22 protein-coding genes and 1 riboswitch are annotated in these 16,594 nt (G+C 41.8%); of the genes, 19 read left to right on the top strand and 3 right to left on the bottom strand.

Translation table 11 applies throughout. The annotated features are described in order from the left end of the window. Positions 1-8: 8 nt before the first annotated feature. Together JOD03_RS04515 and JOD03_RS04510 are read right to left on the bottom strand one after the other, a co-directional pair. The gene (locus JOD03_RS04515; protein ID WP_239584833.1) at positions 9-539 is read right to left on the bottom strand and encodes a hypothetical protein; all 531 of its coding nucleotides are present in this window, start codon (positions 537-539) and stop codon (positions 9-11) included. A 134-nt stretch (positions 540-673) separates the two neighbouring features. Further along, positions 674-852: riboswitch (cobalamin riboswitch) on the bottom strand. 119 nt (positions 853-971) lie between these two features. Next, positions 972-1,643 carry a serine/threonine protein kinase gene (locus JOD03_RS04510; protein ID WP_204589647.1) on the bottom strand — a complete coding sequence of 224 codons (672 nt, stop codon included), beginning with the start codon at positions 1,641-1,643 and terminating at the stop codon, positions 972-974. 128 nt (positions 1,644-1,771) lie between these two features. Here JOD03_RS04510 and JOD03_RS04505 point away from each other — a divergent pair, with 128 nt between their 5' ends. From JOD03_RS04505 to JOD03_RS04490, 4 genes are all read left to right on the top strand, one after another. Next, a complete protein-coding gene (locus JOD03_RS04505; protein WP_204589646.1) occupies positions 1,772-1,933 on the top strand; it encodes a cupin domain-containing protein in 162 nt (53 codons plus the stop codon). 51 nt (positions 1,934-1,984) lie between these two features. After that, complete coding sequence (locus JOD03_RS04500; protein ID WP_204589645.1) at positions 1,985-2,218, top strand: hypothetical protein; 234 nt, start codon at positions 1,985-1,987, stop codon at positions 2,216-2,218. A gap of 80 nt (positions 2,219-2,298) precedes the next feature. Beyond that, the gene (locus JOD03_RS04495) at positions 2,299-3,105 is read left to right on the top strand and encodes a nitrilase-related carbon-nitrogen hydrolase (protein ID WP_204589644.1); all 807 of its coding nucleotides are present in this window, start codon (positions 2,299-2,301) and stop codon (positions 3,103-3,105) included. Positions 3,106-3,307: 202 nt separating this feature from the next. Further along, positions 3,308-3,997: a MerR family transcriptional regulator gene (locus JOD03_RS04490; RefSeq protein WP_204589643.1), complete on the top strand. Its 690-nt coding sequence runs from the start codon at positions 3,308-3,310 to the stop codon at positions 3,995-3,997. 27 nt (positions 3,998-4,024) lie between these two features. Here the strand turns inward: JOD03_RS04490 and JOD03_RS04485 are convergent, their stop codons facing one another. Continuing rightward, positions 4,025-4,561, bottom strand: a complete 537-nt coding sequence (locus JOD03_RS04485) for a histidine phosphatase family protein (RefSeq protein WP_204589642.1) — start codon at positions 4,559-4,561, stop codon at positions 4,025-4,027. Positions 4,562-4,722: 161 nt separating this feature from the next. Here JOD03_RS04485 and JOD03_RS04480 point away from each other — a divergent pair, with 161 nt between their 5' ends. From JOD03_RS04480 to fliS, 15 genes are all read left to right on the top strand, one after another. Then, entirely contained in the window at positions 4,723-5,709 is a 987-nt protein-coding gene (locus tag JOD03_RS04480) for a LacI family DNA-binding transcriptional regulator (RefSeq protein WP_204589641.1), read from the top strand. Continuing rightward, positions 5,706-6,578 (top strand): ribokinase, encoded by an 873-nt coding sequence (gene rbsK, locus JOD03_RS04475; protein WP_204589640.1) that lies wholly within the window; start codon positions 5,706-5,708, stop codon positions 6,576-6,578. Before JOD03_RS04480 ends, rbsK begins: the two co-directional genes overlap by 4 nt. After that, positions 6,575-6,961 carry a D-ribose pyranase gene (rbsD, locus tag JOD03_RS04470; protein ID WP_204589639.1) on the top strand — a complete coding sequence of 129 codons (387 nt, stop codon included), beginning with the start codon at positions 6,575-6,577 and terminating at the stop codon, positions 6,959-6,961. Before rbsK ends, rbsD begins: the two co-directional genes overlap by 4 nt. Before the next feature lie 15 nt (positions 6,962-6,976). Beyond that, entirely contained in the window at positions 6,977-8,467 is a 1,491-nt protein-coding gene (locus JOD03_RS04465; protein WP_204589638.1) for a sugar ABC transporter ATP-binding protein, read from the top strand. Next, a complete protein-coding gene (locus JOD03_RS04460; RefSeq protein WP_338032430.1) occupies positions 8,460-9,407 on the top strand; it encodes an ABC transporter permease subunit in 948 nt (315 codons plus the stop codon). Before JOD03_RS04465 ends, JOD03_RS04460 begins: the two co-directional genes overlap by 8 nt. A gap of 14 nt (positions 9,408-9,421) precedes the next feature. After that, positions 9,422-10,345 (top strand): ribose ABC transporter substrate-binding protein RbsB, encoded by a 924-nt coding sequence (rbsB, locus tag JOD03_RS04455; protein ID WP_204589636.1) that lies wholly within the window; start codon positions 9,422-9,424, stop codon positions 10,343-10,345. A gap of 189 nt (positions 10,346-10,534) precedes the next feature. Beyond that, on the top strand, positions 10,535-11,533 hold the full coding sequence (locus tag JOD03_RS04450; RefSeq protein ID WP_204589635.1) for an HD-GYP domain-containing protein: 999 nt from the start codon (positions 10,535-10,537) through the stop codon (positions 11,531-11,533). Between the two features lie 11 nt (positions 11,534-11,544). Beyond that, positions 11,545-11,934, top strand: a complete 390-nt coding sequence (gene fliW, locus JOD03_RS04445) for a flagellar assembly protein FliW (RefSeq protein WP_204589634.1) — start codon at positions 11,545-11,547, stop codon at positions 11,932-11,934. Next, positions 11,935-12,147, top strand: a complete 213-nt coding sequence (gene csrA / locus JOD03_RS04440; RefSeq protein WP_204589633.1) for a carbon storage regulator CsrA — start codon at positions 11,935-11,937, stop codon at positions 12,145-12,147. It begins immediately after the preceding gene. A gap of 107 nt (positions 12,148-12,254) precedes the next feature. After that, positions 12,255-13,103 (top strand): flagellin N-terminal helical domain-containing protein, encoded by an 849-nt coding sequence (locus tag JOD03_RS04435; protein WP_204589632.1) that lies wholly within the window; start codon positions 12,255-12,257, stop codon positions 13,101-13,103. A 115-nt stretch (positions 13,104-13,218) separates the two neighbouring features. Continuing rightward, complete coding sequence (locus JOD03_RS04430; RefSeq protein WP_204589631.1) at positions 13,219-13,911, top strand: glucosaminidase domain-containing protein; 693 nt, start codon at positions 13,219-13,221, stop codon at positions 13,909-13,911. Between the two features lie 98 nt (positions 13,912-14,009). Continuing rightward, complete coding sequence (locus JOD03_RS04425) at positions 14,010-14,336, top strand: flagellar protein FlaG (RefSeq protein WP_204589630.1); 327 nt, start codon at positions 14,010-14,012, stop codon at positions 14,334-14,336. 16 nt (positions 14,337-14,352) lie between these two features. Next, complete coding sequence (gene fliD, locus JOD03_RS04420; protein ID WP_204589629.1) at positions 14,353-15,846, top strand: flagellar filament capping protein FliD; 1,494 nt, start codon at positions 14,353-14,355, stop codon at positions 15,844-15,846. A 1-nt stretch (position 15,847) separates the two neighbouring features. Next, complete coding sequence (locus tag JOD03_RS04415; RefSeq protein WP_204589628.1) at positions 15,848-16,207, top strand: hypothetical protein; 360 nt, start codon at positions 15,848-15,850, stop codon at positions 16,205-16,207. A gap of 15 nt (positions 16,208-16,222) precedes the next feature. Beyond that, positions 16,223-16,594 carry a flagellar export chaperone FliS gene (gene fliS, locus JOD03_RS04410; protein ID WP_204589627.1) on the top strand — a complete coding sequence of 124 codons (372 nt, stop codon included), beginning with the start codon at positions 16,223-16,225 and terminating at the stop codon, positions 16,592-16,594.

Here is a 16,594-nt window from a genome sequence, read left to right as displayed (position 1 = left end):
GTGAGTATTCATCCTTTTCCATATGATTTTGAGTGAAAGACGATTTCTTCGATTCCTTGGTTCTGGTTTACGGCGACGGCTAGCACGAAGAAGACGTTCGCGAGTAATCCAAGAAAGGAAAATAACAATTCATCGACAGGACGTTCTTGTGACACCATATGCAATGCACGATAGGACTTTTTTGCTTCACTTCTGCAAACATGAAGCAGCGCGGCACCCTGTGTACCTTGTGGAAGGTAGAAGTTCTTCCAGTCATCACGACGTGTGATATACCGATCATAAATGTCATCCAACCACGCAAGGTCTTGTTCGGTGATAGCCATGCGACCTCGAACTGATCCGTTCAGGTGGTAGGCAAGCGGTTGGAGGCGTTCTAAAATTGCGATTTCCTCGCGTTGTTTTTCAATGCGAAGACTAGCAAGAGCCTCCCCAATTCGAGTTGTCAGAGAGTCTGTACGAATCTCGTAATCAACAAGGCAGCTCTTTTCACGCATAAATGGATAGCACGAGTAGCGGGCTTTTGATGTAGTTTTGGTCATAAATCTCCTTTCCATTTTGGGTAGACGTTCCTTATAAACAAAAAAGCTGCCTCCGAAGAGACAGCTGAGAAATGGAAACGTTTCACAAAAAAGAAATGAAGAAAGTCTCCATTTCCCAATCCCCGAAGAAACGTCTGAATCGGTTTTGTTCGGCAGGTCTTCTGGCTTGCGTCATCCTCTGGCTCCCTTCCCATGCACGTGCACAGTGGTTATTGAGCTTTCGTCAGCATCACAGTTGCGGGGACAGCGTTAGATTTTCACTAACTTCCCTTTTAAACTACATGTTGTAGTACCTGAACAAAACATCCACAAAATATTGAATTAGTAACTCGAGGATAAGTATAGCACTAGGCTGAATTAACTGTCACTATGCTTTTTTATATGAATGAAAAAACCTTCCATCAAAGTTCGAGATGGAAGGCTCTACTACACTTATTTTTTGATAAAAAATCGCATTACTTTGTTCGCAAAGTCCTCATATGAAAACCCTTCAGAACGGTTGTTGTACCATTTTCGAACCGTCTCTACCATCCAAAACGGCACTGCACGGCCCTCAAAAAGATGATAATAGTCTTCATAACCACGCTTCAAATCTTCCCACCGATTGTCATTACCAGGTAGCACATACTCCGATACATCAATTATTTTTGCGCGGCCGTCTTGTAATAAAACATTTTTAAGATGGATATCTCGAGGGTTTAGACCTTTGCTCCGAACATACTCTCGTGCCTTCTCTACATCCTCAACTGCTTCTTTAGGAATCGAAATACCTTGCAGAATACAGTCAAAAAACGTGATGCCTGGTTCATAACTTACTATTAAGACAGAGGCAGTGGCGGCGTAGCACGTCGGAAAATACGGAGAATCGCCAAGTTGTTTATAGACCTCAGCTTCCACAGCGATTTTTTCCCTCTTTTCGTTCGCATACACTTTAAACGCATATTCCGGTGTCTCAGAAGAATGAAAGACAGCTGCGTCTGTTCCCACGCCAATGCATCGCATGCCCTCAGCGAATCCAAGAACTGTAACAGGCTCATTATTTGGGTTGGCTGTTATTTGAATTGTGGAAAGCGCGTCAAGAGTAGACTCCAAGTTTTCATTCATAACACAAGCACCTTCCTTTTTCGTGATGTGAAATTTAGACGACGAAATCCGTGAAATGTTGCAAGTGCCCTGACACAAACTATGCATCTGCATACACTACACTAATGATACATGAAAGGAATGACTTGATGCACCATTATAACTCATGTCCTGAGCCACTTGTGTTAAACATTGAAGAAGCCACTCTTGAGAATAAGACGTTTCGAACCATGATATGGACGGGCCATTATTTACAGCTGACAGTGATGAGTATTCCGGTATGTGAGACAACCCCAGGGGTTATTTCATAAAGCAAATATGATAAACTTAAAGCACCATATTCTGTAAAGGGGAGAAGGCAAATGGGCGCTATCTATGCACTCGTAGTATTTGGACTAGTCGGTTATATTTTGTACAAAGTTCTTATCAAAAAATCTGTTCCACCAAGCACGTTCTCACCTGTCGATGAGTTCACGATGGGCATCAAACCCGATGTGGATCAAAAATTTCCGCTTGAAGACACGCGACATTCAACGCCGTATGAAGAATCAATCGAAATAGCAGAGCCTTATCAGAGAAACCAAGATAAGCTGTAATAGAATTACGACCCTGGAGAGATTCGAACCCCTCGACCGATGGCATAGTGTGACGAAATAGAATGGAAAGGTGTGAGTTGGTGAAAGTAGCAGTCATCCAATTGAATTCGAGACAAGATAAACAACACAATTTAAAAAAAATTGAGAGATTCATTCGAGAAGCAGCAACCGCTGGAGCAGAACTCGTATCTCTTCCCGAAAATTGCAATTTCTTAGGGCAAGATGCTGAAAAGATTCATTCAGCAGAAGAGATACCTACTGGGCAAACAACCCAGTTGTTTCAACAGCTCGCAAAAGAGTTGAACCTTTTCATTCATGTCGGCAGTATAACCGAAACCTATTCTGATACGAAGTCCTATAATACAAGTTATGTTGTTTTTCCGGACGGAGAACTTTCGAGGCGCTACCGAAAGATTCATTTGTTCGATATTGATATTCCAGGTGTATCTACACACAAAGAGTCAGATTTTTTTGAGGCAGGATCAACTCTTGAAACTGTGGAACTTCCTTTTGGCAAAGCTGGCCTAAGTATCTGTTATGACCTTCGTTTTCCGGAACTCTACCGGCAGTATGTGAAACAGGGGGCAAAGATTTTATTTGTTCCCGCAGCTTTCACACGTTACACGGGCATGCTTCACTGGGAATCACTTCTTCGTGCCCGCGCTATTGAAAATCAATGCTATGTAATTGCGGCGGGTCAGCACGGGACGTATCATCCTGGGAAAGAGTGTTTTGGTAATAGTATGATTATCGATCCGTGGGGAGTAGTGGTGGCAAGGGCTTCCGAAGGAGAAGGTGTTACGATTGCCGACCTAAAATCGGAACTCGTTGAGTCTGCACGGACAAACATCCCAGCACTGACGCATATTAGAAACGATGTCTATTGATTATATGAATACTGGTCTAGATAGAAATCGCACGGTAGAATAAGAGTACACATTTATTTCATCACAAACAGAGGAGTTCTATTGTGCAATTATTTTTATTGGTAGTGTTCGTAATTGGTTTTTTAGTAGGTGGTTCATCATTTCCTGGACTTTTTGTTCTTGAAGTGGGAGGGCCATGGTATAGTAAACTTTTAATGTTGGTATGTTTCACGGGTTGTTAAAGCCAGCGACGGTTTCAGAAGCTGGCTATCGTCTATATTCAAATTTCGAAGTGGATCGCCTTCAGCAAATTCTGTTTTTTCGAGAACTTGAATTTCCGCTACAAGTGATTGCTGAGCTAGTAAATTCTCCAGAGTTTGATGACCTTTCAGCATTTGAAGGTCATAGGGAGTTGCTTTTGAAAAAACAGCAAAGAATCGCGGAAGTGCTTGAAACTCTTGATAAAACAATCGAAGCGAAACGAGGAGGAACGAGTATGACGAACGGTGAAAAATTCACAGGGTTGAAAAAGAGTTTACTTGAAGACAATGAACACCACTATGGGGAAGAAATTCGAGAAAAGTATGGCGATGAGCTGGTGGATGCGAGTAATGCGAAGGTGATGGGCTTATCAGAAGAATCGTTTGCAGAGATGCAAGCAGTGGAGCAAAAGATTTTTGAGACACTAAAACGAGCAGCTAACAATCACACTGTCGAATCTGAGGATGCAAAGGAACTGGTTGCACTTCACAAATCCTGGCTCAGTTATACATGGCCACAGTATACAGCCGATGCCCATAAAGGCTTAGGTGAAATGTATGTGGCAGATGAACGGTTTGCTTCCTATTATAATCAACATGCACCAGGAGCTGCGGAGTTTTTACGTGCCAGCATTGTTCGTTGGGCAGAGTGAATTGATGAGACAACCCCAGTGGTTGTCTCATTTTGTAGCTAAATGTACTTTAGAGCTACTTCCTTGGCTTAGTTTATAAATGGCAGGGTTAGGCATATTACGCCATCCTTCAAAACCAAAGTTCGTATCGAGTGAAGTGAGTAAGAGGGATGCTAGATTTCCGTGAGTAACAACTACTACGAAGCTATTATCTTCCACTTTGATTTCCTTCAAGCATTGTTCAATACGATTTAAAGCTTCAGCACTAGACTCTCCGCCTTCAAATTTTAAGTTAAAATTATTGAATGTCTCTTCCAGTTTTTCCATCCAATCTGGTAAATCTGATGAGCTCAAAATTCTTTCTTGTAGACGAGCGTCGAGGTGAATAGGAATATCAAAATGTTTCGCAAACGGTTCAATCGTTTGAACAGCTCTAAGGTACGGACTAGAAATGATTTTCGAAACCGAATAGCTTTCAAGATGCTGGCTAAGTTCTTTTGCTTGTTGAAAACCTTCAACAGTCAGTGGAGCATCAGATTGTTGCCCTGTTGCTGAGCAGTGTCTAATTAAAAGTAAGTTAGTCATGAAAACTCCTTTCAAACTTCATGAGATTCCTTCAGGTAGTCCTCTTACTTTGTTCAACTTCCATTATATCCAGAATTTTCTCCTCTTGACACGTAAGATGGGACGCTTTATTCTATGTGTAACCGGTTACACATACAGTGATTTTAGAAGGAGGCAACCAAATGGCGACTATACGAGACGTAGCAAAACATGCGGGGGTATCTGTCGCCACGGTTTCTCGCTACTTAAATGCAAAAGGATACGTCAGCGTCGAAACGGCACAAGCGGTTCAAAAAGCGATCAGCGAACTGAACTATGAAATGAATGCGGTTGCACGAAGCTTGACGACAAAACAATCCAACCTGATTGGTTTGATCTTACCTGACATTACTAACCCGTTCTTCCCAGAACTCGCGCGAGCAGTAGAAGACGTTGCACTTACTTATGGCTACACAGTCGTATTATGTAACTCAGATGAAAACCCAGTAAAAGAACGCAATTATATCGAAACGCTAGAAAAAAAGTATGTTGCGGGTTTCATTGTGACATCAAGTCAGCAAAACCGTGACCTCTACATGAAATTAAAAAAACCAATGGTCGCACTCGATCGCCCGATTGATGCTTCGATTCCATGTGTCATCTCTAGTAACCGCCAAGGAGTAAAAGATAGCACGAAAAGCTTGATTGCTTCCGGTTGCAAAGAGCTTCTTTTTGTAGAAGGGCCAGACCACATTCAATCTGCGAGTGAACGAAAACAAGGATTTGAAGAAGCGATGCTCGGTGTGACAGATGTTGCGCATCACCATATTCAAGCAAACTTCCATTTTGATGAGTCCTATGAGAAAGTGAAAGCCTATCTAACACCGCATAAAGAAGTGGATGGGATTGTCACAAGTAGTGATGTAGCAGCACTTGGAGCTATTCGAGCGTGTACGGAACTTGGGCTACACATTCCTTCGGATATTCAGATTATTGGATTTGATGGTATTCAACTGGGCGAAATGTTGTCCCCGCCGCTTTCGACTGTCAGACAAGATATTTATAAACTTGGCGCGATGGCTGCTCGGATACTGATTAAACAAGTGGAAAACGAACCACTCGAAAAAATGTATTACGAAGTTCCGGTTGAAATTGTTCACCGCGGAACAACAAGGAGTGAGACATCATGATTACAGTCATTGGAAGCATTAATATGGATCTCGTTGTCCGCACAGATAATTTTCCAAAACAAGGCGAAACGCGTCTCGGTGATTTGTTTGCAACGATTCCAGGAGGGAAAGGTGCGAATCAAGCAGTGGCAGCAGCAAGGCTTGGAGCAGACGTAACGATGCTCGGTGTTGTGGGGAATGATGCATTTGGCAGGGAACTAACAGAGAATCTTCAAAACGAAGGTATTCATACTGCTTCTATTAAACGTGTCGACAAGCCAACAGGCATTGCAAACATCTTAGTTTCTGATCAAGACAACCGCATCATCGTAGTACCTGGAGCGAATCACGAATGGGAACAAGAAATGGTCCTAGAGATGGAACGAATCATTCCTCAAAGCAAAGTGGTTGTCTTCCAATTAGAGATTCCAGTGGGAATGGTGGAAAAAGGTCTTGCTATCTGCAAAGAACATAACGTCCAAGCGATTTTAAACCCAGCACCAACTGACGACTTTCATGAAGGTTTACTACAGTACGGAGCTCTACTTACACCAAATGAATCAGAAGCTGAAACTATTTGGGGAGCAGAGTGGAAAAAAGCAATCCAATCCTTCCAAAACCAAGTCATTGTAACACTTGGGAAAGACGGGGCAATGTATCCTGGGGAGTCGGATGCTGTATATGTAACCGGTTACCCAGTCGAAGTGGTTGATACGACCGGAGCAGGGGATACGTTTAATGGAGCACTTGCATATGGACTGAGTCAAAACTGGGAACTCGCCAAATCCATCGAATTCGCAAACGCAGCTGCCTCACTTTCGGTTGAAGCGCTTGGTGCACAAACAGGAATGCCAAAACGAGCCGCTGTAGATGAAAGGATGACACGATGAAGAAGCAAGGAATTTTAAACCGTGAGCTAGCTGGAATGTTAGCGCAGATGGGACATACGGATCAACTCGTTATCGCAGACTGTGGCCTACCCATTCCAGATGGTGTGAAGTGTATTGACCTTTCCTACACGCTTGGAAAACCAGCGTTTCTTGATATCGTGAAAGCGGTCACTGAAGACTTCCAAACTGAAAAAGCCATAGTGGCAAATGAGCTACCTCAATTCAATGAGGATGTATTTCACGTACTAAACAGTCAATTTGAATTAACATACGTTTCGCATGAAGCATTTAAAGAACAAACCAAACACGCCAAAGTCATTATTCGCACCGGCGAAGCAACGCCGTATGCCAATATCATTTTACAGTCCGGAGTCATTTTTTAAGCGGAGGTGAACAGTATGCTTCACATGAAGGGAATCACAAAAGCGTTTAACGGCAACACCGTTTTGCGAGATGTCGAGTTCGACCTTGAGCCTGGAGAAATCCACGCACTGATGGGAGAAAACGGGGCTGGGAAGTCGACGATGATGAAGGTGTTGACAGGCATTCACCCTAAAGATGAGGGAGCGATTACGTGGAAGGGCCAAGAAGTTGCTTTCAAATCGCCTCAAGAAGCAGAAGAGGCAGGCATCGCAGTTATTCACCAAGAACTTAACATCTTGCCTTATCTATCCATTGCTGAAAACTTGTTTTTAGGAAAAGAAGAAACACTAGGGAAAACAGGCATCTTGAAGACGAAGAAGATGGAAACAGAAGCGAAGCAACGTCTTGCTGAGCTCGGTCTAAACATTGATCCATCTGCTGAAGCAGCGACATTGTCCGTTGGTCAGCAGCAAATCGTGGAAATCGCCCGTGCGCTGTCTTCAAATGCAGAAGTCATCATCATGGATGAACCGACAGCAGCACTTACAGACCGTGAGATTGAACAACTCTTTAAAACCGTGCGCGCACTAAAAGACAAAGGTGTCGCATTCATCTATATCTCCCACCGCATGGAAGAAATCTTTGCGATTTGTGACCGCATCACAGTTCTTCGTGATGGCCAGTGGGTTGGCGTGAAACGAATTGCGGAGACAAACTTCGATGAAATTGTTCAGATGATGGTCGGCCGTGCCCTAGGGGATCGTTTTCCAGAACGTGCTGCAACTCTAGGTGACACAATTTTAGAAGTAAGTGGACTGACTCGAGATCCGTATTTTAGAGACGTGAGTTTTGAAGTGAAACAAGGAGAGATTGTCGCACTTGCTGGTCTTATGGGAGCAGGTCGCACAGAAATCGTCCAATCTTTGTTTGGCTACAAAAAAGCGACGGCTGGAAAAGTCAAAATCAACGGCAAGTCCGTCAAAATTCGAACACCGCATGATGCAATTGGACACGGGCTCGCGTACGTGACTGAAGACCGGAAAAGTGAAGGCTTGATTCTCGATTTTAGCGTGGAACAAAACATTAGTCTTTCGAATTTTCCCACCCTTTCTTCAAATGGATTGATGTCGGCGAAAAAAGAGCGTGCACTGTTTGATCGAATGAAAGAACGGTTGGGTATTCGCACATCAAGCCCGGAACTGCCTGTGAAGTCACTCAGTGGGGGGAACCAACAAAAAGTTGTTCTCTCGAAATGGTTAGGGACGAATCCTTCTATTTTAATTTTGGATGAACCAACACGAGGTGTGGATGTCGGGGCGAAGAAAGAAATTTATTCGATTATGAATGAACTTGCTGAAAAGGGAGTCGCGATTGTCATGATTTCCTCCGAACTTCCGGAAGTTCTTGGAATGGCGGACCGTGTGCTCGTCATGCATGAAGGCAAACTCACAGCGCAGCTCGACAACAAAGACCTGACGCAAGAAACGATTATGAATTACGCAACAGGAGGTGGAACACGTGTCTAGTACAACCGCATCGAAACAAGGGTTGATTCAAAAATTGGTTCCGTTCCTTGGACTGTTTTTGATTGTTACCATTATCACGATTTTAAATCCTGACTTCTTGTCAGTGAGCAACTTATTGAACGTTCTTCGCCAAGTATCAATCAATGCGATTATCGCGTTTGGGATGACATTTGTTATTTTGACTGGTGGTATTGATTTATCGGTCGGTTCGATTTTAGCCCTAACAGGCGCAGTGACTGCTGGAATGATGGCAGGTGGAACGGACCCAATCTTAGCAATGTTACTCGGATTGATTCTAGGTGCACTACTCGGTGCAGTGAACGGTGTATTAATTGCAAAAGGGAATGTCGCACCCTTTATCGCAACACTTGCAACGATGACCATCTATCGTGGGTTGACACTTGTGTATACAGAAGGTCGTCCAATTTCAGGATTGGGTGATTCATTGACATTCCAAATGCTTGGGAAAGGCTATTTCTTAGGAATTCCTGTACCAGTCGTCACAATGTTGATCAGCTTTGGAATACTTTACTTCATTTTAAAGAAAACAACATTCGGTCGCCGCGTCTATGCAGTTGGTGGAAACGAAGAGGCATCAAAACTATCAGGAATTAAAACAGGTCGTATCAAAATTTATGTTTATTCTTTAACAGGTTTCTTATCGGCACTCGCAGCCCTTATTTTGACGTCACGTCTAAACTCTGCACAGCCAACAGCCGGACAAATGTTTGAACTTGATGCAATCGCAGCAGTCGTTCTTGGAGGCACAAGTCTAACAGGCGGGCGTGGTTGGATCGTCGGTACATTAATCGGAGCACTGATCATTGGTGTTCTAAACAACGGGTTAAATCTTATTGGGGTTTCGTCCTTTTTCCAGCAAGTTGTAAAAGGACTTGTCATACTATTCGCGGTCTTGATTGATCGCAAAAAACTTATTTAAGGGGAGAGAACACTATGAAGAAAATTTGGGTACTAGTAAGTCTTGCAGCAGTCTTATTCCTTGCAGCATGTTCATTGGATTCACCAACATCGTCGAACGAATCAGGAGACACAGAATCAACGAATGAAACACCAACGATTGGTTTCTCAGTATCTACATTGAATAACCCATTCTTCGTCACGTTAACAGATGGCGCTGAAGCAAAAGCAGAAGAACTTGGAGCGGAAATGACAGTGGTAGACGCACAAGACAATGCTTCGAAGCAAGCCTCTGACGTGGAAGACTTGATTCAACAAGGCGTTGATTTTATTTTGATCAACCCAGTGGATTCTGCAGCAGTAGCAGCGGCAGTTGAATCTGCAAACGCAGCAGGTATTCCAGTAATCACGCTTGATCGTTCTGCTGAAGGTGGAGAAGTTGTTGCACACGTAGCATCTGATAACGCAGCAGGTGGCCAAATGGCTGGAGAATACTTGGTATCTCTAGTTGGTGAAGGCGCACAAGTAGCAGAGCTTGAAGGTGTACCAGGTTCTTCTGCAGCACGTGAGCGTGGAGAAGGATTTAACTCAGTAGCAGCAGACCAACTAGATGTCGTTGCAAAACAAACAGCGAACTTCAACCGTGCAGAAGGTTTATCTGTAATGGAAAACATCTTGCAATCTAACCCTGACATCACGGGTGTGTTCGCACACAACGATGAAATGGCACTTGGAGCACTTGAAGCAATCGAAGCAGCTGGTAAAGACATCGTCGTTGTAGGCTTTGACGCTACAGATGATGCAGTCGCTTCAGTAGAAGATGGTCGTCTAGCAGGAACAATCGCACAACAACCAGCGATGATTGGTGAGATTGGTGTCGAAACAGCAATGAAAGTGTTAGCTGGGGAAGAAGTAGAAGCAAATATCCCAGTGGAACTTGAATTGATTGGACAAGACTAAAATAAAATAAATGAGCGTGGTACAGAACCCGGGGCATCTTGCTTCGGGTTCTATTTATTTATTTACAATATTTTATTTTTAGAATTATTTAATGTTTGATAAAAACAAGTTAAGATTAAAAAAATACTAAACTATTTATAGAATTATCCGATAATACGTATACAAAGGTCTATTTTCTCGGAGGAGCCCATGAACAGTTTTGTTTCGCGCACTGATCTCGAAGTTGAAAAAATTGCTGCTCCTCGTTATGGAGTAGTGTTAATAGATGCCATCTTATCGTTTGCAGAACGAAAAGAACTTTTAACTTTTCTAATGGTTTTGTTTACACCTATTGTTTTCTGGGTGGAGCATGTTCTTATTCCCAATCATATGGGGCCAGAATTATATTATGTACTGATATTCGGCTATAGTTTGTTGTTTAACCGAAGGATTTATATTTTTTTAATGGCGGTTATTTTTATAGGACTGCGTTATTATACGTATTCAGAGGCATTCACCTCACATAATTGGTCAATGCTCGCAGTAATTAGTGCACTTTATATTGGAATTGGAATCTTCTCGTTGTCTGCATTAAAAATACTGCAAGAAGCACGAAGTACTGAAATGAAAAGTATTTATTCACTACTTCAGACTATTCAAATGCGAGATCACTATACTGCGCAACATTCGAGAAATGTAGCTGAAAAATCAGTTTGGATAGCGAAAGAGCTAAATTTATATGCTGAATTTCAGCAAAACCTATACGTAGCTGGTCTATTACACGATATTGGAAAAATTGCTATTCCCGATGCTATTTTAATCAAACCAGATTCTTTAACTGTGCAGGAGTACAGTGAAATTAAGAAGCACCCTCAACTTGGTATGGATTTATTACAACACGCACCGGTAATGAGAAATCAAACGATTCGAGATGCAATTTTATACCATCATGAGCGCTTTGATGGGAATGGCTATCCAACCGGACTGATTGGAGAAGAAATACCCTTGTCTGCACGAATAATGGCAATTGCTGATACGTATGACGCCATGACAACTAATAGGGTGTATCAGCGCAAGCGTTCACCGGAGGAAGCTTTACGTATAATTAAAGAAAATGCTGGGACGCAATTTGATCCGAAGCTTGTTACTGCTTTTACGACAATCATGCAAAAGAAACTACCTGAGATGCGGAACGTTGTCTCAATGTGAGGAGTATAATAATGAACGAAACTTTTGAATTTCCAGAGGGTTTATTAGGCTTTGAAGATTTGAGAGAGCTTACTTTAACACCCTTAGATCTCCCTTTTAATGCTACTTTTTACGAACTGCAATCACCACGTGGCGAAGTCGGATTTTTAGCTATTGATCCATTTAAACTGGTTCCGGAATACTCGGTTCATATTGAAGCGACGATTCAGGACAAGTTAAGTGTAGAATCGTCTGAAGATGTCATTCTGTTAACACTTGTAACGCTTAAACAAAGTCTTGAGACCTCAACCACAAATTTGAAGGCACCCTTACTCTTAAATTTAAAATCAAAAAAAGCACTTCAATACATACAAAAAGATCCAACATTATCTGTTAAGCATCCCTTGAAAGGGGATGCTTAAATGTTAGTTCTAGGAAGAAAAGTTGGAGAAAGCATTCGAATTGGCAATGATATTGAAGTCATCATCACTGCACTTGAAGGAGAAACAATAAAAGTTGGAATAAATGCCCCTAAAACAGTTGCTGTTCATCGCCAAGAAATCTATGAAGAAATCCGAAAAGAAAATCAAGCAGCTCGTATTTCGATGGACCTATTAAAGCACTTGAAAAAATAATTCGAAAAATAACTAAACATTTTTTTTTATCTTCCGATAAAAGGTATGTAGGGTGAAAAGACAAGGATGTCGAACCCTAACATTACATCTACATGGAGGTAGAAATCATGATTATCAATAACAACTTAGCAGCACTTAACACGCACCGCCAAATGGGCCAAGTATCTGGCGCAGCACAAAACTCAATGGAGAAATTATCTTCTGGTCAACGTATCAACAAAGGTGCAGACGACGCAGCTGGTCTTTCAATCTCTGAGAAAATGCGCAACCAAATCCGTGGTCTTGAGCAAGCGCAACGTAATGCACAAGATGGCGTATCGATGATTCAAACAGCTGACGGAGCTTTAAGTGAAGTTCACGAAATTCTTCAACGTATGCGTGAACTAGCAGTACAAGCATCAAATGATACAAACAGTGCTGATGAGCGCAATGCGATTGGTGGAGAGTTGGCGCAATTAGGTTCTGAAATTACTACAATTAAGGATAATACAAAGTTCAATGGTCAAAATTTACTTGATGCAACAGCTGGTAGCGGTGGTGCTGGATCTGTTTCGATTCAAAACGGTGCTGATGCATCTGAAGTAATGACATTAAACTTTGCAACATCTGGTATCGATTTAACAGCTGTTGAAACTGCTGTAGGGTCACTTACTGCTGCAAGCGTAACGGATTCGGCTACAGCTTCTACACTTATTGGAACTATCGATACACAAATTAATTTAGTTTCTACTGGTCGTTCTACATTAGGTGCCTACCAAAACCGTTTGAACCACACAACAAATAACTTGGCTTCAGCTTCTGAGAACGTGACTGCTGCTGAATCACGTATCCGTGACGTAGATATGGCTAAAGAAATGATGGAGTTCACTAAGAACAACATCTTGACTCAAGCTTCTCAAGCGATGCTTGCACAAGCTAACCAACAGCCACAAGCAGTACTTCAATTACTTCGTTAATTTCTAAAACAAGTCTCCTTCGGGAGGCTTTTTTTATTGGGAAAGTCAAAAAATCCTCGCAACCATGAGCTAGATTCCGTATGATAAAAGAAACACTACGAGAAAGGAGTCTCCTATGACGTCGCTCATTGATTCCAACTGGTTCTATTTAAAGACCATGCAAACTTTATCACAACCACGTCAAATAGTTTCTTCACAGAAAAATGGACAAACCCAGACAGCTTTGTTCTCGACAATGCTTAACTCCGTCATGTCTTCAGATCCGACAGCGAACTGGGTATCTCTTGCTTCCAATCAAGTTCAAAAAGATTCTCCCGTTTACTGGAGTACTCTTGGACCAGAAGTTCCAACACTTTCACCAACTGAACAAGTCACTTCACCATCAAATGGAAGCACTCCATTATCTTTTCAAGCTATTAGTTTGCTAGATATGGAGAGTAAACTAAGCGGGAAATTGTCTGGCACTGCTAAAGACTTTATTGCAGCAGGAAAGAAGTATGATTTAAACCCAAAGTTTTTAGCTTCAATTGCTCAACATGAAACCGGAAATGGGACATCGCGAGCAATTCATGAAAAAAATAATGTTGCTGGAATGATGGGACCGAACGGGTTACGCACCTATTCAACACTTCAAGAAAGTATTGAAGCGATGGCAAGTAATCTACGTCGAAACTATTTAAATCAAGGGCTTACAACAATTTCTCAAATCGGTGCGAAGTATGCACCGGTTGGAGCAAGCAATGATCCAACTGGTTTAAACAACTATTGGGTAACTGGCGTTACAAAAAAAATGGCAAATTTTATTTAACAAGAGGGATGATTCATTCATCCTTCTTTTTTTATCTAAACTTTTTTCAAATTTAGCCGATAGAACTAGTAATGAGCTACAAAGGAGCGGATGGACTCATGGATATCCAAGCAGTTAGTTTTCCTGAAAAGACAGTAATTCAAAAAGAAGCGAAAACAGAAAAGCAGATACAGTTTTCAAACACTGATAAGGCAGAGCTAACAAGAGATGAAGTGAGAGAAAAAGTAAATCAATTTGCTAAATGGTTAGAGCCTCACACAACTCAAGTCCGCTTTCACTACCATGAAGACTTGAATGATTATTATGTACAGGTCGTAAATGCAGAGTCTGATGAAGTGATCCGCGAAATTCCAAGTAAAAAAATTCTCGATTATCAAGCCGCCATTCTTCAACGACTAGGGTTAATGGTCGACAAACGATTATGAGCAAGGAGGTAGTTACATGCGTATAACTGGTTTAGGGTCCGGCATGGATATTGATTATATGGTGAAAGAAATGATGACGGCTGAAAAATTGCCGCTCGATAAATTAAAACAAACAAAAATTTGGACCGAGTGGCAAAAAGATGCCTATCGTGAAACGAACTTAGCACTAGCAAGTTTCAGGTCTGCTTTTGAAGGACTTCGCTTTAGTAGTGCGTTTAATGCATTTAGTGCTACCACAACTGGGACTTCTGCAACCGCAAAAGCATCGAGTGGTGCAGTTGCAGGAAGCTATCAAGTCACTGTTCAATCTTTAGCTCAAGGGGCAAAACTACATAGTGCCACAGACTTAAAACAAGCCGATGGAACAAAGACGCTCTCTACTTCTCAAATTGGGACAGCAGGAACCATCGTTATTAAAGATGCAGCTGGTAATGCAGTAGGGGATCCAATTGAAGTAACCGAAACGATGACAATGGCAGATGTCGCTTCAAGACTTCAATCTACTACTTCAGGAAAGACTACAGAACTTCGTGCAGGATTTGATACGACTACTTCACGTTTCTTTATTTCAACGAAAGGGATGGGCGAGGCACAGAACTTTTCCCTAGAATTTAGTAGTACGGAATTAGGAGAACGGATTACAGGAGAATCAATTTCATCTATCAATACAGCAACAAGCTCATCCTCAAATGTTGGAAAGGCTACAAATGGTAGTTTCACGTATGATGGTATTCCAGTCACAAATCTCTCGACAAACACAGCTACTATAAATGGAGTGACAATCGAACTAAAAGCTATAGGCAACTCAACGATTACTGTTTCTACTGATACAGAAGCTCCTTTCCAAGCAATTAAAAAAGCCATTACTGCCTACAATGAAATGATTGAGAAGTTTGAAAAACAAGTGGCGGAAACAAAGTATCGTGACTTCCCACCTTTAACGGATGAACAGAGAAAAGACCTGACAGAGACAGAAGCAAAACTTTGGGATGAAAAAGCTAAAAGTGGGCTGTTACGAGCAGATCCCATTTTGAGGGATACACTCACCAAACTACGCCGCGCATTTGCAGATCCTGTGACAGGACTTCCGACGGGTAGTCTAACTACTTTATCTTCTATCGGAATCACTACAGGTAATTTCCGAGAAGGTGGAAAACTCAATATAGATGAAACAAAGCTAAGAGCAGCACTAGCTGAAAAACCTGAAGAAGTGATGCAATTGTTCACTACAAAAACAGGCGCTACAGGTGTAGCTGAGCGTGTGTATAAAGAAGTAAATGATTCAATTCGAAAATTGAGTTCTCGGGCAGGCTCTCCAACTTCAACTACAGATAACAGTATTCTCACTCAGCGTTTAAAAACGATGGACACTCAAATTCGTGTCTGGCAAGATCGCCTTGTAGGTATAGAAGAGCGCTATTGGAAGCAGTTCTCAGCAATGGAACGCGCAATGAATCAGATGAATCAACAAAGTAGTTGGATACAACAAAATATGATGGGTGGTTTCTAAGATGATGCATCAAATAGAGCGACTTGTCACCCTCACGTGGGAGCTTAACACGCTCTGTGATTCTATGCTTGAGACGACGCCTTCAGATGTTGTTGGCGAAAGTGGGATAGAAAGAATCGATCAATTATTGGAACAGCGTCAATTAATTTTAAACGAACTCTCTCAACTTCATCCGGAGGAAAGAGCAATTCTAAAACAACCGGAGTTAGTTGAACTTGATAAAGTAGTTCAAGGAAAAATGACGTCTATTTTTGGAATGATACAAACGAATGTCCAGATGATTCGTTCAAAAAAGCGAGTATCTCAAGCATATCGTCCTGCACCTGATCACCATGGGTCTTATATAGATAGTAGAAATTAAAAGGAGGAAGCCAGCGTGTATAATGCTTCTCAGATTTATCAAACCAACGCTGTTCAAACAGCCTCACCACAAGAATTATCGTTGATGCTTTATAACGGATGTTTGAAATTTATAAAATTAGCCTCACGTGCACTTGAAGAAAAGAATATTGAGCAAAAACATATTCACCTAGTAAAGGCACAGGCTATTATCACACAGTTTCGAATCACATTGGATATGGATATTCCAATCTCTAAAGATTTAGATGCATTGTATATGTTTATAAACGAAAAATTGATAGAAGCGAATACGACGAATAATCAAGAGACTCTAGCGCTCGCAGAAGACTTAGTACGCGAATTACGAGATACATGGAAAACAATGATGACTGGAACAGTTACCGTTTAA

Source organism: Chryseomicrobium aureum (assembly GCF_016909155.1).
GTDB classification, from domain to species: Bacteria; Bacillota; Bacilli; order Bacillales_A; family Planococcaceae; genus Chryseomicrobium; species Chryseomicrobium aureum.
The sequence above is the reverse complement of the archived record's forward strand: the minus strand, read 5'-3'. Positions and strand labels throughout refer to the sequence as shown.